This window comes from Streptomyces sp. NPDC093018, from assembly GCF_040684035.1.
Taxonomy (GTDB): domain Bacteria; phylum Actinomycetota; class Actinomycetes; order Streptomycetales; family Streptomycetaceae; genus Streptomyces; species Streptomyces murinus.
The window spans coordinates 463,739-476,984 of record NZ_JBFBFF010000002.1 but is presented as its reverse complement, the minus strand read 5'-3'; the positions used below and the strand labels follow the sequence as shown (position 1 = coordinate 476,984).

The window sequence follows — 13,246 nt, the reverse complement described above, 5'->3', positions numbered from 1 at the left end:
CCGAACGGGTGGCCTTCAACCGCTACTCCTCGGTCGGAAGCGCGGCCTCCGTCGCGGCGTCCGGGCCCTGTTCCAACAGGACGCCGAATCCGTCCTCATCGAGCACCGGAACCTTCAATTGCATGGCCTTGTCGTATTTCGATCCCGGATTGTCACCAACGACTACGAAAGAGGTCTTCTTCGAAACCGAGCCGGTCACTTTGGCGCCCCGGCTCTGGAGTGCCTCCTTGGCGCCGTCCCGGGTGAAGTTCTCCAGCGTGCCGGTGACCACCACGGTGAGGCCCTCCAGCGGACGCGGACCCTCCGCCTCCCCGCTGACCTGGTCCTCCAACGGGACGCCCGCGGCCTTCCACTTGCGGACGATCTCGCGGTGCCACTCCTCGGTGAACCACTCCTTGACCGCGGCCGCGATGATGGGGCCGACGCCGTCGGTGGCCGCCAGCTCCTCCTCCGTGGCCTGTTCGATGCGGTCGACCGAGCGGAACTCGCGGGCGAGGGCCTGGGCGGCGACCGGGCCGACATGCCGGATGGACAGTCCGTTCAGAAAACGGGCCAGCGGACGGGACTTGGCCGCCTCGATGTTCTCCAGCAGCGCGAGGGTGTTCTTCTTCGGCTCGCCCTTCTGGTTGGCGAAGACCGTGACGACCTTCTCCTCACCGGTCTTTGGATCCCGCTTGGGCAGCCCGCTGTCCGGGTCGAGGACGTACGCCTTGATGGGCAGCAGCTTCTCCACCGTCAGGTCGAACAGGTCGCCCTCGTCCACCAGCGGGGGTTCGGCCGGCTCCAGCGGGCGGGTCAGGGCTGCCGCGGCCACCCCGCCGAAGTGCTCGATGTCCAGGCACTCACGGCCCGCGAGATAGGAGACGCGCTCGCGCAACTGGGCCGGGCACGTACGCCCGTTGGGGCAGCGGAGGTCGATGTCGCCCTCCTTCATGGGCCGCAGCGGGGTGCCGCACTCGGGGCACTCGCCGGGCATCACGAACTCCCGCTCGCCGCCGTCGCGCAGGTCGACCACCGGGCCGAGGATCTCCGGGATGACATCGCCGGCCTTGCGGATCACGACGGTGTCGCCGATCAGCACGCCCTTGGCCTTGACCACCTCCTGGTTGTGCAGGGTGGCGAACTCGACCTCGCTGCCCGCGACGGTGACCGGCTCGACCTGGGCGTACGGCGTGACCCGGCCGGTGCGCCCGACGCCCACCTTGATGTCGATGAGCTTGGTGTTGACCTCCTCCGGCGCGTACTTGTACGCGATGGCCCAGCGAGGGGCGCGCGCGGTGGAGCCGAGGCGGCCCTGGAGGCGGATCTCGTCCAGCTTGATGACGGCGCCGTCGATCTCGTGTTCCACGGAGTGGCGGTTCTCGCCGTCGTAGTGCGCGATGAACCCGCGGACGCCGTCGAGGTCGTCGACCACCCGGTTGTGCGAGGAGGTGGGCAGGCCCCAGGTCTTGAGGAGGTCGTACGCCTGGGACAGCCGGGTCATGCCGCTGAAGCCCTCCAGCGCGCCGATGCCGTGCACCACCATGTGCAGCGGGCGGGTGGCGGTGACGCGGGGGTCCTTCTGGCGCAGCGAACCGGCCGCCGCGTTGCGGGGGTTGGCGAAAGGCTTGTCGCCGGCCGCGACCAGCCGCTCGTTCAGTTCGAGGAACTTCTCCATCGGGAAGTAGACCTCGCCGCGGATCTCGACCAGGTCGGGGACCACGTCTCCGTGCAGCCGGTCGGGGATGTCCGCGATCGTACGGACGTTGGGCGTGATGTCCTCGCCGGTGCGGCCGTCGCCGCGGGTCGCGGCGCGGGTGAGGCGGCCGTGTTCGTACGTGAGGTTGACGGCGAGGCCGTCGACCTTCAGCTCGCACAGGAAGTGGTAGGTCTGGTCGCCGAGTTCGCGGGCGATGCGGTCGGCCCAGGCGGCCAGCTCCTCGTCGTTGAAGGTGTTGTCGAGGGAGAGCATGCGCTGGCGGTGCTCGACCGCGGTGAACTCCGTCGCGTACGACCCCGCCACCTTCTGGGTGGGCGAGTCGGGGGTGCGCAGTTCGGGGTACTGCTCCTCCAGCGCCTCCAGGGACTTCAGGAGCTGGTCGAACTCCGCGTCACTGACAACGGGAGCGTCCTTCACGTAGTACCGGAAGCGGTGCTCCTCGATCTGCTCCGCCAGCTGCGCGTGCCTGTCGCGGGCCTCGGCGGGCACCGCCGTGGTCTCCGCCTGCTTGTCGCCGGCCACCGTGTTGTCCTCCCGTTACTCTGGGTTGTCCGCGAGGGATCTCGCCGCCCGGACGCACTGGGCGAGCGCCTGGCGCGCGTAGGCGGGGGAAGCGCCCGCGAGACCGCACGCCGGGGTGAGGGTGACCGCCTCGGCGAGCAGGCCCGGGTGCAAGCCCAGCCTGCGCCACAACGTCCTGACACCCATGACGCTACCGGCAGGGTCTGACAATGGACCGTCCGTGCCCGGCACGACACCGGCGAACAGCCGGGTACCCGCCTCGACGGCCTCACCGATCACATCGTCGTCACGCTCGGTGAGAAGCGCGAAGTCGAAGGAGACGGCGTCGACGCCGGCCCGGCGCAGCAGCGCGAACGGGACGTCGGGAGCGCAGGAGTGGACGGCGACGGGTCCGTCCGGGTGGGCGCCGATGACGTCGCGCAGGGTGTGCTCGACGAGTTGGCGGTCCACGGCGCGGTGGGTGCGGTAGCCGCTGGCGGTGCGGACCTGGCCGCGCAGTACGGCGCTGAGCGAGGGCTCGTCGAGCTGGAGCAGGACGCGGGCGCCGGGCACCCGGCGCCGGACCTCGGCGAGATGCAGCCGCAGTCCCTCAGCGAGGGAGGCGGCGAGGTCGCGGCAGGCGCCGGGGTCGGAGAGGGCGGCCTCGCCGCCGCGCAGCTCCAGGGCGGCGGCGAGCGTCCAGGGCCCGACCGCCTGCACCTTCAGGTCGCCCTCGTACCCCTGGGTGAACTCCTCCAGCGCGTCCAGGTCCTCCCCCAGCCAGGCCCGCGCCCGCCGGGTGTCCCGCCCCGGCCGGTCGCCGATCCGCCAGCCACTGGGCTCCACGCGCGCGTACAGCTCGACCAGCATCCCGGCGGTCCGGCCGATCATGTCGGCACCGGGGCCGCGGGCGGGCAGTTCGGGCAGGTACGGGAAGTCCTCGAAGGACCCGGTGACGGTCTTGACGGCCTCCCGGGCGTCGCCGCCCGGCATGGACCCGACTCCGGTGGCTCCGGCGAACCTGAACACGCTGTTTTCGCTCACCGGAGAAGCCTACGGAACCCGCGGGCACCGCTCGGCGCCCCGGTCGGGCGGTCAGGCCGACGGCCCGGCCGACCGTCGGGTCAGCGGCCCGGTCATCCCGTCAGCTCAGCGGCCCGGTCGTACCGTCAGATCATTGACCTCGGCGTCCCGGGGCAGGTCGAGGGCCATCACGATCGTCGTGGCCACCGACTCGGGGTCGATCCACTGGTCGGCGTCGTACTCCTTGCCCTCCTGCTGGTGCACCTTGGCCTGCATCGGGCTCGCGGTGCGGCCCGGGTAGACGGAGGTGACGCGGACTCCGGAGGCGTGCTCCTCCTGGCGCAGGGCGTCGGCGAGGGCCTTGAGGCCGTGCTTGGAGGCGGCGTAGGCGGCCCAGCCGGCGTGGGCGGCGAGGCCCGCCCCGGAGTTGACGAAGAGGACGTGGCCGCGGGACGCGCGCAGCTGGGGCAGCAGGAGGCGGGTCAGCTCGGCGGGGGCGAGGAGGTTGACGTCGAGCTGGTGGCGCCAGGACCTGGGGGTCAGCTCGCCGACCTCGCCGAGGTCCACCACCCCGGCGATGTGCAGCAGGGAGTCCACCCGGTCGGGCAGGGTCTGGTGGGAGAACGCCCAGGAGAGCCGGTCCGGTTCGGCGAGGTCGCCGACCAGGGTGCGCCCCCCGGGGAACTGTGCGGCCAGTTCCTTCGCGCGGCCCGCGTCGCGCGCGTGCAGTACGAGTTCGTCCCCGCGCGCGTGCAGCCGGCGGGCGAGGGCCGCGCCGATGCCGGAACCGGCCCCGGTGATCACATGTGTAGCCATACCCGCCATGCTCGCATCAGCGGGTGCCCAGCTGCTCCTCCAGGTAGGCGAGGGCGCCGACCGGCTCCTCGGCGAAGAAGACCAGGTCGGCCAGGGGGCGGGGCAGGAAGCCCTCCTCCTCCATGCGGCGGAACTGCTCGCGCAGCCCGTCGTAGAACCCGGCCGTGTTCAGCAGCACCACCGGCTTCTGGGTGCGGCCGTGCTTCTTCAGCTCCAGGATCTCGGTGGCCTCGTCCAGCGTGCCGGTGCCGCCCACCATGACGACCACGGCGTCGGCCTTCTCCAGGAGCAGCTTCTTGCGCTCGGCGAGGTCGGGGGCGATCACCATCTCGTCGGCGGCGGGCCGCGTCTTGTTGGCCAGGAACTCCACGGACACGCCGACCAGCCGGCCGCCCGTCTCCTCCACCCCGTCGGCGACGACCTTCATCAGACCGACGTTGGAGCCGCCCCAGACCAGGGTGTGGCCGCCCTTGCCGATCAGCTTCGCGAACTCACGGGCGGGGCGGGTGTACCGCTCGTCGAGGTCGGCGGCGGAGAGGAAGACACAGATGTTCATGGTCCCCACCGTACGCGGGAAGAACCGGGCGCCCGTCGGCGCTGTCCAGGTATGGCCGAAGGACACACCATCACCATCGAAGCCGGCGAGCGGCACGTGCGCGTGGTGCACGGCGACCAGGTGCTCGCGGAGACCGACCGCCCCCTCGTACTGCGCGAGACGGGCTGCCCGGATCGCTACTACATCCCGGCCGAGGACATACGCCTCGACCTGCTGACCCCGTCCGGGACCCACACCGTCTGCCCGTTCAAGGGCACGGCGTCCTACTGGTCGCTGCCGGACGCCCCGGACCTGGTCTGGGCGTACCCGGAGCCGAAGCCGGACGTCGCGCCGATCAAGGACCACCTCTGCTTCTACGACGTCGACGTGTCGTGAGCGACGAGTCCGGCGTCGTGCGGCAGTCTGCACCGACATGGACAAGAAGACGACTTCACGCGACGGAACCTCCCTCGCCTACTCGGTGAGCGGCCGGGGGCCCGTGGTGATCCTGGTGAGCGGCGCGATGTCCACCGGCGGCACCCTGGCCCCCCTGGCCGAGCGGCTCGCGGACCGGGTGACGGCCGTCGTCTACGACCGCCGGGGCCGCGGTAAAAGCGGCGACACGGCGCCGTACGCGGTGGACCGCGAGGTCGAGGACCTGGCCGCGCTGCTGGAGGCGGTCGGCGGGGACGCCGCGCTGTTCGGCGTCTCCTCCGGCGGCGCGCTGGCGCTGGAGGCGGCGGCGAGCGGGCTGCCGGTCACCCGTACGGCGGTGTACGAGGTGCCGTACGCGGACCATCTGGCGGGCGGCGCCGAGCGGGAGGCCGCGTACAAGCGGGACCTGGGACAGGCGCTCGCGGAGGGCCGGCGCGGGGACGCGGTCGAGCTGTTCCTGCGGCTCACCGGGCTCGGCGAGGAGATGATCCAGCGGGCCCGCCAGTCCCCCATGTGGCCGGGCCTGGAGGCCGCCGCGCCGAGCCTCGCGCACGACGACGCCGTGCTGGGCGACGGACTGCTCCCCCGGGCCCGCCTCGCGGCCGTCGCCGTGCCGCTGCTGGCGGTCGTGGGCGGCGCGAGCCCCGAGTGGATGCGGCGGGCGGGCCGGGACATCGCGGACGCGGTGCCCGGCGGCGCGTACCGGGTCCTGGAGGGGCAGACCCACATGGTGGAGCCGGAGGTGCTGGGGCCGGTGCTGGCGGAGTTCTTCGCCGCTTAGGCAGAAGGGCGCCGTGAAACGGCGGTCACGCCGCCGTCGTCGCCCGGGTGGTGGAGGCGATGGTGGCCGAGCCGACGACACGGGTGCCGTCGTACAGCACGATCGCCTGGCCGGGGGCGACGCCGCGGACCGGTTCGGTGAAGGTGACGTGCAGTTCGCCGTCTACCGGCTCGGCCCGTACCTCGGTCTCGCCGCCGTGGGCGCGCAGCTGGGCGGTGTAGGTGCCCGGGTCGGTGGGGGCGGTGCCGCACCAGCGGGGCTTGATCGCGGTGAGGGCGGTGACGTCCAGGGCGGCGGCCGGGCCGACGGTGACGGTGTTGTCCACCGGGGAGATGTCGAGGACGTAGCGCGGCTTGCCGTCGGGGGCCGGGGTGCCGATGCGCAGCCCCTTGCGCTGGCCGATCGTGAAGCCGTACGCCCCCTCGTGGCTGCCCAGACGGGCGCCGGACTCGTCCACGATGGCGCCCTCGGCCTTGCCGAGCCGCCGGGCGAGGAAGCCCTGGGTGTCGCCGTCGGCGATGAAGCAGATGTCGTGCGAGTCGGGCTTCTTGGCCACCGCGAGGCCCCGGCGCTCGGCCTCGGCGCGGATCTCCTCCTTGGTGGTGACCGTGTCCCCGAGCGGGAACATCGCGTGCGCGAGCTGCTTCTCGTCCAGGACGCCGAGCACGTACGACTGGTCCTTGGCCATGTCGGAGGCGCGGTGCAGCTCGCGGGAGCCGTCCGCGCGGACGATCACCTGGGCGTAGTGGCCGGTGCAGACGGCGTCGAAGCCGAGGGCGAGCGCCTTGTCGAGGAGCGCGGCGAACTTGATCTTCTCGTTGCAGCGCAGGCACGGGTTGGGGGTGCGGCCGGCCTCGTACTCGGCGATGAAGTCCTCGACGACGTCCTCGCGGAAGCGGTCGGCGAGGTCCCACACGTAGAAGGGGATACCGATGACGTCGGCGGCGCGGCGGGCGTCGCGCGAGTCCTCGATGGTGCAACAGCCCCGCGCGCCGGTGCGGAAGGACTGGGGGTTGGCGGAGAGCGCGAGATGGACGCCGGTGACGTCATGGCCGGCTTCCGCGGCGCGCGCGGCGGCGACGGCGGAGTCGACCCCGCCGGACATGGCGGCGAGGACGCGGAGGGGGCGCTGCGGGGTCTCAGTCATAACGCTTCCAGGGTACGGGCCGCGGAAAAATCATGGGCCGGGCTCTTTATGTCTGGTATGGGCGGGATTACTCTGATTACAGGCCTACGAGACGAGTGAGGGAGTCCAAGCGGAGTAGCCGACGTCAGCGTGAGACCGCGAGGGATCCGCTGGTGCCGACGTCGACGCTCGGGCTGAGAGGCCGGAAGGTCGCAGGACGGACCGGAAGGCGACCTCCAGACACCTGATCCGGACCATACCGGCGAAGGGAACCCGCCTCGTAGGTCGTTTTCTGTGCCCTTTTCCGGCTTATGTGCCCTTTTCCGGTCGCGGGTTCAGGTGAGGCCGGCCGCGCGGGCGCGTTTCACCGCGGGTCCGATGGCCCCCGCGACCTCGTCCACGTCCGCCTGGGTGGAGGTGTGGCCGAGGGAGAAGCGCAGGGTGCCGCGGGCCAGGTCGGGATCCACACCGGCGGCGAGCAGCACATGGCTGGGCTGGGCGACGCCCGCGGTGCAGGCGGAGCCGGTGGAGCACTCGATGCCCTGGGCGTCCAGCAGGAGCAGCAGGGAGTCGCCCTCGCAGCCGGGGAAGGTGAAGTGCGCGTTGGCGGGCAGCCGGCCGCCGGGGGCGGGGTCGCCGCCGAGGATCGCGTCCGGTACGGCGGCCAGCACGGCGTCGGCCAACCGGTCGCGCAGGGCGCCCACTTCACGCTCGAACGCCTCGCGCCGCTCCGTCGCGAGGCGCCCGGCGACGGCGAACGAGGCGATGGCGGGGACATCGAGGGTGCCGGAGCGCACATGGCGTTCCTGGCCGCCGCCGTGCAGGACGGGCACGGGGGTGTACTCGCGGCCCAGCAGCAGGGCGCCGATGCCGTACGGGCCGCCGATCTTGTGCCCCGAGACGGTCATCGCGGCGAGACCACTGGCGCCGAAGCCGACGGGGACCTGGCCGAAGGCCTGGACGGCGTCCGCGTGCAGCGGTACGCCGAACTCGGCTGCCACGTCGGCGAGTTCGCGGATCGGCATGATCGTGCCGATCTCGTTGTTGGCCCACATCACGGTGGCCAGCGCGACGTCCTCGGGAGCGCGGGCGATGGCCTCGCGCAGGGCGTCCGGGTGGACGCGGCCGTGGGCGTCGACGGGGAGGTACTCGACGGTTGCGCCCTCGTGCTCGCCGAGCCAGTGCACGGCGTCCAGGACGGCGTGGTGCTCGACGGGGCTGCACAGCACCCGGGTACGGGCGGGATCGGCGGCACGGCGGGACCAGTACAGGCCCTTCACGGCGAGGTTGTCGGCCTCGGTGCCGCCGGAGGTGAACACGACCTCGCTGGGTCGTGCGCCGAGCGCGTCCGCGAGCGCCTCGCGGGATTCCTCGACCGTACGGCGGGCCCGGCGGCCGGAGGCGTGCAGGGAGGAGGCGTTGCCCGTGATGCTCAGCTGCGCGGTCAGAGCCTCTGCCGCCTCCGGGAGCATCGGGGTGGTCGCGGCGTGGTCGAGGTAAGCCATGGTGGGGAGATTCTACGGCGCCGCCTTCTCTCCGGCGGCGCGCCCTCCGTCGGCCGCGCCCGCCTTCCCCGTCGCCGTACGGGCCGCCGGCCGGTCACAGGCTCCAGGACACCGTGTTGGAGACCTGGATGGCGATCAGCAGGACGGCGAGGTCGGCGACGCCCAGGGCCAGGCCCAGGTAGGCGCGGCCGCGGCGGGCGGTGCCGCGCCACAGGGAGACCGCGGCCAGGGCGATGGCGATCGGGCCGAGGAAGAGGTTCAGGACGAGGAGGCCGAGAAGGCCGAGGATGAAGGACGCGACGGCCATGCCGTCGGCGTCGCGGGTGCGGGCGGGGGCCTGGGTGCGGCCCGCGGCCGGTGCGGTGAGTTGCATGGTGCTCGACTCCCGGTGGTCGGTGGCGGTCAGTTGGCCGAGGTGCGCCGGCGGCGGCCGATCCGCTCGCGGACGGCGAAGACGCCGAGCCAGACGGCGATGACGGCGGCCAGTGCGCCGGTGACGGTCAGCGGTGCGTGGGCGACGGTGCCCAGCACCACACCGAGCAGCATGAGTGCGGCGACGAGGAACAGCATGGGATCAGATCCCCCTCCGAGATGCCTCGCGTTCCAGCTCTGTAAAGTTTCAGTGAACAGTTGTAGTAACACTTGTTCACTGACTTTGAGTCTAGCGCGTCCGACGGCTTTTCAATTCCAGAGAACAGTTGTTAACTGGATGACATGAGTCACACCCTCGGCACCCGGCAGGCCCAGAAGCAGAAGACCCGGCAGGCGTTCCTCGACGCGGCGCTCGCGCTGCTGGAGGAGCAGAGCCTGAGCAGCCTGGGTCTGCGCGAGGTCACCCGGGCCGTCGGTGTCGCGCCCACCGCCTTCTACCGGCACTTCCGCTCGATCCCCGACCTCGGCGTCGCCCTGGTCGACGAGGCGCTCGGCAGCCTGCACCCGATGGTGCGCGAGACGGTGACCACGACCGGCGACAGCGAGGAACGCATCACCCGCGCCGTGGAGTTGATCGCCCACTATGTCGCCGCCCACCCCTCGCACGTCCGCTTCATCGCCCGCGAGCGGCACGGCGGGGTGCAGCCGGTGCGCGAGGCCATCGGCGGTCAACTGGCCCGGTTCGCCGAGGAGGTGAAGGCCGCCCTCGCCCAGGACCCCGAGGCGGCGGGCTGGAGCGACGACGACGTGCTGATGCTCGCGCGGCTGTACGTCGACCAGATGCTGATCAGCGCCTCCCTGTTCCTGGAGGCGCTGGAGGGTCCCGCGGACGAGCGGGACCGGGTGGCCCGGCTGGCCACCCGGCAGCTGCGGCTCATCACCATCGGCCGCGACCACTGGCTGGACTGAACCCCCGTATGGTTTCGTCCGGTCGGCTCGTGCGAGCCGTCAGTGCTTGGTGTCGCTGTTGAACAGCGAGCGCGACCAGAGGTAGCCGGTCAGCGCGATCCCGGCGCACCAGGCCAGCGAGATCCATCCGTTGTCGCCGATCGCGGTGCCGCAGAGCAGTCCGCGCAGCGTCTCGATCATCGGCGTGAACGGCTGGTTCTCCGCGAACCAGCGCAGCCCCGGCGACATCGATCCGGCCGGCACGAACGCCGAGCCGAGGAACGGCAGGAACTGGATCAGCAGCGGCTTGTTGCTCGCGGACTCGACCGTCTTGGAGATCAGGCCGAGCGCCACCGACAGCCAGGTCACCGCGAACGCGACGGCCGTGAGCAGACCTGCCGCGGCGAGCCACCGCAGCGGGCTCGCCCCGGAGCGGAAGCCGACCGCGAGGGCGACGCCCACGACCGGGACGCAGCAGAGCATCGTCTGGATGACGCTGCCGATGACATGACCCGTCAGGAACGACGAGCGCGTGATGTTCATGGTGCGGAAGCGGTTGATGATGCCCTCGGTCATGTCGTTGCAGACCGCGATCGAGGTCGACATCGAACCGGCGGCCACGCCCATGACGATGATCCCGGGGGTGAGATAGCCGATGTACGCGTCCCGGCCGCCCATGCCCGCGCCGATCGAGCCCCCGAAGGCGTACACGAACAGCAGCAGCATCAGGATCGGCATCATGGCGGCGCCGAGCCCCACGGAGGGATAGCGGATCGCGTGCTTGAGATTGCGGCGCAGCATCGTCCGCGAGTCGTGCACGGCGTGGGCGAACGTGCTCATCGGTTCTCCTTGAGGTGCAGCGGGGAGCCGGGGCCTGCGGTGCCCTGGCCGGTCAGGGCGAGGAAGACGTCGTCGAGGTCGGGGGTGTGCACGGAGAAGTCGGCGGCCCGGATGCCGGCGGCGTCGAGCCGGTCGAGCAGGGCCCGCAGCGCGTCGAGTCCGCCGTCGCCCGCGACCCGCAGGGCGAGTTCGCCGTCGTCCCGGACGGCACCGGGGAAGGCCGTGACGGCGCGCTCGTACTCGGCCGGGTCGGTGAACCGCAGCCGTACATGACTGCCGGGGATGCGCGCCTTCAGCTCGTCGGCGGTGCCCTCGGCCACGATCCGGCCGCCGTCGAGCACGGCGATCCGGTCGGCCAACTGGTCGGCCTCCTCCAGGTACTGGGTGGTGAGGAAGACCGTCGTACCGCCCGCGACCAGCTCGCGGACCATGTCCCACATGGTGCGGCGGCTGCGCGGGTCGAGGCCGGTCGTCGGCTCGTCCAGGAAGATCACCTGGGGCTCGCCGACCAGCGTCATGGCGAGGTCGAGCCGGCGCCGCATCCCGCCGGAGAAGGTCGCGGCCCGCTTGCGGGCGACGTCCGCGATGCCGAACCGTTCGAGCAACTCACCTGTACGGGCGCGCCCTTCGCGCTTGCCGAGGCGGAGCAGGTCGGCCATGAGAAGCAGATTCTCCTCGGCGGTGAGCAGGTCGTCGAGCGCGGCGAACTGCCCGGTGACCCCGATCGCGCCGCGCACCCCGTCCGGGGCGGTGGCGATGTCGTGGCCGGCGACCTGGGCCTGCCCGCCGTCGGCGGCGACGAGCGTGGACAGGATCTGCACGGTGGTGGTCTTGCCGGCCCCGTTGGGCCCGAGCAGCGCGAACACGGTCCCGGCCGGGATGCGCAGATCGATGCCGTCGAGGACGGTCTTGTCGCCGTACGACTTGCGCAGATCGAAGGCGGAGACGGCGGCGGGTGGCCGCGCGCCGCCGCTCCTACTTGGCGTGGGCATGACAGAAGAAGGCATGACGCCCCCCGTTCGAAGGCTGAGGTGGAGTGAAGAAGAGCGTGCGAAGGACGAAGGAAGAAGGAAGAAGGTGCGGTGCGCGGGGCCGGGTGCGGCGGCTCAGCGCCGGGCGCGGCGCACGTCGATGTTGCCGTAGCGGGTACGGGCGCGGACCTTGACGGTCTCCTCGGACCGCTCGGGGGCGCCGGAGGCGGTGAGCGTGTTGCGCACATGCCCGCGCTCGGAGCTGACGTCGAGCCAGGCGGCGGTGCCCTCGCGGACCCCGATCTCGATGGCGCCGTAAGAAGTCTCCAACTGCACGCTGCCGCGCACGACTTCGGCGGCGCGCAGGGTGCCGTGGGCGGTGGTGGCGACGACATCGCCCTCGGCGCACTCGATGTCGATGTCGCCGTTGGCACCGTTCACCCGCAGCTCGCCGGTCACCACGCCGACGACCGTGCTGCCGTGCGAGTTCTTCAGGACGGCCGGGCCGTGGACGGTGCCGACGCGCAGACTGCCGGAGCTGGTGGTGATCTCGGCACCGCCCGCGACCCGGTCGACGCTGATCGAGCCGTGGGAGACGGTCAGCCTGAGCGGTCCGGCCGTATCGAGGCGGACATCGCCGACCGAGGTCTTCACCCGGGCCTCGCCGAGCCCGCCCTCGCCGAACACCTGGACCCAGGAGCCGCTGACGTCGACGCGTGAGCCCGTGGGCAGTTCGACCGTCACCTCGACGGTGCCGGTGGGTCCGATGAAGGCACGTTCCTTGGTCCGGACGCTCAGCTCGCCGTTCGCGTACGTGACCTCGGTCTGCTCGGCGGCCCGTACGTCCCTGCCCCGCTTGCCGCCGGGCAGCACCGCCACGACGGTGTCGGGGCGGTCGCTCGCGATGAACCGGACGGAACCGGCGCCCACATGGGCGGTGACCGAAATGGGTTCGGGGGTGTCGAAAGCAGGCATGGCTGTGCCGTCCTCATGAGTCCTGGGTGCGCCCCCGCTGGTGGGACGTGGTCTGAGTGAAGCGGTCGGGCGGGGCGGCTAGCGCACCCAGCCCGTGAAGCTCTGTCCGAACGTCTGGGTCTGCTCCGCCGGGCGCGGCCGGGCCCCGCCGTCGACCGCGGCCGACACGGCCCGCACGAGCCACGCGTTGACGGACAGCCCCTCCCGGCTCGCGGCCTCCTCGGCCCGCGCCTTCAGCTGGGCCGGCAGCCGCAGATTGACCCGGGCGGTGCCGCCCTCTTCGGTGTCGAGGGGCGCCTGCGGCGGCGCGACCGGCTCGGCGGCGGCCTCGACGGGCCCGCCGGTCTCCGGCAGCGTCACCACGAAGTCGGGATCCAGCCCCCGCAGCCGCACATCGACCGAGCCGGGCGCCAGGTCCCGGGTGATCTCGTCCATCGCCGCGGACAGCACATTGAGCATCGTCAACCGGGCCGCCGACTCCAAGGGAGCGGTCAGCCGCTCGGCCAACTCCCGGGCGTCCTCCCCGCCCGCTTCGGCGGCGACGGAGAGTTCGCGACGGAGGTTGTCGACATAGGGGGTCAGGTCCATGACGCCATCATGGCACCACAGTGGCGCCACACGCAAGGGGGGATGGCGTCACACACACAGAAGCCTGCGGGAATCATCGACGCCAAAGCCCTGACCTGCGGAAACATGCTTCACAAACTTCGTGCACCAAA

Annotated in this window: 15 protein-coding genes; 3 read left to right on the top strand and 12 right to left on the bottom strand. The window is 71.8% G+C overall.

Going from position 1 to position 13,246, the window contains the following annotated elements; translation table 11 throughout:
- Positions 1 to 22: 22 nt before the first annotated feature.
- The 4 genes from ligA to AB0N90_RS06010 all read right to left on the bottom strand — a co-directional run bounded on the left by ligA (position 23) and on the right by AB0N90_RS06010 (position 4,595).
- Positions 23 to 2,221 (bottom strand): NAD-dependent DNA ligase LigA, encoded by a 2,199-nt coding sequence (ligA, locus tag AB0N90_RS06025; RefSeq protein WP_361677317.1) that lies wholly within the window; start codon positions 2,219 to 2,221, stop codon positions 23 to 25.
- Positions 2,222 to 2,236: 15 nt separating this feature from the next.
- Positions 2,237 to 3,244, bottom strand: a complete 1,008-nt coding sequence (locus tag AB0N90_RS06020; protein WP_365193289.1) for a methionine synthase — start codon at positions 3,242 to 3,244, stop codon at positions 2,237 to 2,239.
- Between the two features lie 105 nt (positions 3,245 to 3,349).
- Positions 3,350 to 4,048 (bottom strand): SDR family oxidoreductase, encoded by a 699-nt coding sequence (locus tag AB0N90_RS06015; protein ID WP_365193287.1) that lies wholly within the window; start codon positions 4,046 to 4,048, stop codon positions 3,350 to 3,352.
- Between the two features lie 7 nt (positions 4,049 to 4,055).
- On the bottom strand, positions 4,056 to 4,595 hold the full coding sequence (locus tag AB0N90_RS06010; protein WP_365193286.1) for a TIGR00730 family Rossman fold protein: 540 nt from the start codon (positions 4,593 to 4,595) through the stop codon (positions 4,056 to 4,058).
- Between the two features lie 51 nt (positions 4,596 to 4,646).
- Here AB0N90_RS06010 and AB0N90_RS06005 point away from each other — a divergent pair, with 51 nt between their 5' ends.
- Positions 4,647 to 4,970 (top strand): DUF427 domain-containing protein, encoded by a 324-nt coding sequence (locus AB0N90_RS06005; RefSeq protein WP_365193284.1) that lies wholly within the window; start codon positions 4,647 to 4,649, stop codon positions 4,968 to 4,970.
- A gap of 37 nt (positions 4,971 to 5,007) precedes the next feature.
- The gene (locus tag AB0N90_RS06000; protein WP_365193282.1) at positions 5,008 to 5,790 is read left to right on the top strand and encodes an alpha/beta fold hydrolase; all 783 of its coding nucleotides are present in this window, start codon (positions 5,008 to 5,010) and stop codon (positions 5,788 to 5,790) included.
- A 25-nt stretch (positions 5,791 to 5,815) separates the two neighbouring features.
- Here AB0N90_RS06000 and mnmA read toward each other — a convergent pair whose 3' ends face one another.
- The 4 genes from mnmA to AB0N90_RS05980 all read right to left on the bottom strand — a co-directional run bounded on the left by mnmA (position 5,816) and on the right by AB0N90_RS05980 (position 8,991).
- A complete protein-coding gene (gene mnmA / locus AB0N90_RS05995) occupies positions 5,816 to 6,937 on the bottom strand; it encodes a tRNA 2-thiouridine(34) synthase MnmA (RefSeq protein ID WP_361677330.1) in 1,122 nt (373 codons plus the stop codon).
- A 314-nt stretch (positions 6,938 to 7,251) separates the two neighbouring features.
- The gene (locus AB0N90_RS05990; protein WP_365193280.1) at positions 7,252 to 8,421 is read right to left on the bottom strand and encodes a cysteine desulfurase family protein; all 1,170 of its coding nucleotides are present in this window, start codon (positions 8,419 to 8,421) and stop codon (positions 7,252 to 7,254) included.
- 94 nt (positions 8,422 to 8,515) lie between these two features.
- Complete coding sequence (locus AB0N90_RS05985; RefSeq protein ID WP_361677336.1) at positions 8,516 to 8,794, bottom strand: DUF4190 domain-containing protein; 279 nt, start codon at positions 8,792 to 8,794, stop codon at positions 8,516 to 8,518.
- Between the two features lie 29 nt (positions 8,795 to 8,823).
- Positions 8,824 to 8,991: a hypothetical protein gene (locus tag AB0N90_RS05980; protein WP_361677340.1), complete on the bottom strand. Its 168-nt coding sequence runs from the start codon at positions 8,989 to 8,991 to the stop codon at positions 8,824 to 8,826.
- A 144-nt stretch (positions 8,992 to 9,135) separates the two neighbouring features.
- Between AB0N90_RS05980 and AB0N90_RS05975 the strand changes: the two genes are divergently transcribed.
- Positions 9,136 to 9,762, top strand: coding sequence for a TetR family transcriptional regulator (locus AB0N90_RS05975; protein WP_361677343.1), 627 nt, complete (start codon positions 9,136 to 9,138; stop codon positions 9,760 to 9,762).
- Positions 9,763 to 9,801: 39 nt separating this feature from the next.
- On the opposite strand, the gene AB0N90_RS05970 is transcribed toward AB0N90_RS05975, so the two are convergent.
- The 4 genes from AB0N90_RS05970 to AB0N90_RS05955 form a co-directional block, all read right to left on the bottom strand.
- Positions 9,802 to 10,581: an ABC transporter permease gene (locus AB0N90_RS05970; protein ID WP_365193277.1), complete on the bottom strand. Its 780-nt coding sequence runs from the start codon at positions 10,579 to 10,581 to the stop codon at positions 9,802 to 9,804.
- Positions 10,578 to 11,573, bottom strand: coding sequence for an ATP-binding cassette domain-containing protein (locus tag AB0N90_RS05965; protein WP_365193608.1), 996 nt, complete (start codon positions 11,571 to 11,573; stop codon positions 10,578 to 10,580). Before AB0N90_RS05965 ends, AB0N90_RS05970 begins: the two co-directional genes overlap by 4 nt.
- A gap of 114 nt (positions 11,574 to 11,687) precedes the next feature.
- Positions 11,688 to 12,527, bottom strand: a complete 840-nt coding sequence (locus AB0N90_RS05960) for a DUF4097 family beta strand repeat-containing protein (protein ID WP_365193275.1) — start codon at positions 12,525 to 12,527, stop codon at positions 11,688 to 11,690.
- A 78-nt stretch (positions 12,528 to 12,605) separates the two neighbouring features.
- Complete coding sequence (locus AB0N90_RS05955) at positions 12,606 to 13,115, bottom strand: toxin-antitoxin system HicB family antitoxin (RefSeq protein ID WP_365193273.1); 510 nt, start codon at positions 13,113 to 13,115, stop codon at positions 12,606 to 12,608.
- Between the last annotated feature and the right edge of the window lie 131 nt (positions 13,116 to 13,246).

What these genes read in the sequence shown, in the direction of transcription:
- AB0N90_RS06015 (WP_365193287.1), bottom strand. Translation starts at nt 4,048, where the DNA reads ATGGCGGGTATGGCTACACATGTGATCACCGGGGCCGGTTCCGGCATC.
- AB0N90_RS06010 (WP_365193286.1), bottom strand. Translation starts at nt 4,595, where the DNA reads ATGAACATCTGTGTCTTCCTCTCCGCCGCCGACCTCGACGAGCGGTAC.
- AB0N90_RS06005 (WP_365193284.1), top strand. Translation starts at nt 4,647, where the DNA reads ATGGCCGAAGGACACACCATCACCATCGAAGCCGGCGAGCGGCACGTG.
- AB0N90_RS06000 (WP_365193282.1), top strand. Translation starts at nt 5,008, where the DNA reads ATGGACAAGAAGACGACTTCACGCGACGGAACCTCCCTCGCCTACTCG.
- mnmA (WP_361677330.1), bottom strand. Translation starts at nt 6,937, where the DNA reads ATGACTGAGACCCCGCAGCGCCCCCTCCGCGTCCTCGCCGCCATGTCC.
- AB0N90_RS05990 (WP_365193280.1), bottom strand. Translation starts at nt 8,421, where the DNA reads ATGGCTTACCTCGACCACGCCGCGACCACCCCGATGCTCCCGGAGGCG.
- AB0N90_RS05985 (WP_361677336.1), bottom strand. Translation starts at nt 8,794, where the DNA reads ATGCAACTCACCGCACCGGCCGCGGGCCGCACCCAGGCCCCCGCCCGC.
- AB0N90_RS05980 (WP_361677340.1), bottom strand. Translation starts at nt 8,991, where the DNA reads ATGCTGTTCCTCGTCGCCGCACTCATGCTGCTCGGTGTGGTGCTGGGC.
- AB0N90_RS05975 (WP_361677343.1), top strand. Translation starts at nt 9,136, where the DNA reads ATGAGTCACACCCTCGGCACCCGGCAGGCCCAGAAGCAGAAGACCCGG.
- AB0N90_RS05970 (WP_365193277.1), bottom strand. Translation starts at nt 10,581, where the DNA reads ATGAGCACGTTCGCCCACGCCGTGCACGACTCGCGGACGATGCTGCGC.
- AB0N90_RS05965 (WP_365193608.1), bottom strand. Translation starts at nt 11,573, where the DNA reads ATGCCCACGCCAAGTAGGAGCGGCGGCGCGCGGCCACCCGCCGCCGTC.
- AB0N90_RS05960 (WP_365193275.1), bottom strand. Translation starts at nt 12,527, where the DNA reads ATGCCTGCTTTCGACACCCCCGAACCCATTTCGGTCACCGCCCATGTG.
- AB0N90_RS05955 (WP_365193273.1), bottom strand. Translation starts at nt 13,115, where the DNA reads ATGGACCTGACCCCCTATGTCGACAACCTCCGTCGCGAACTCTCCGTC.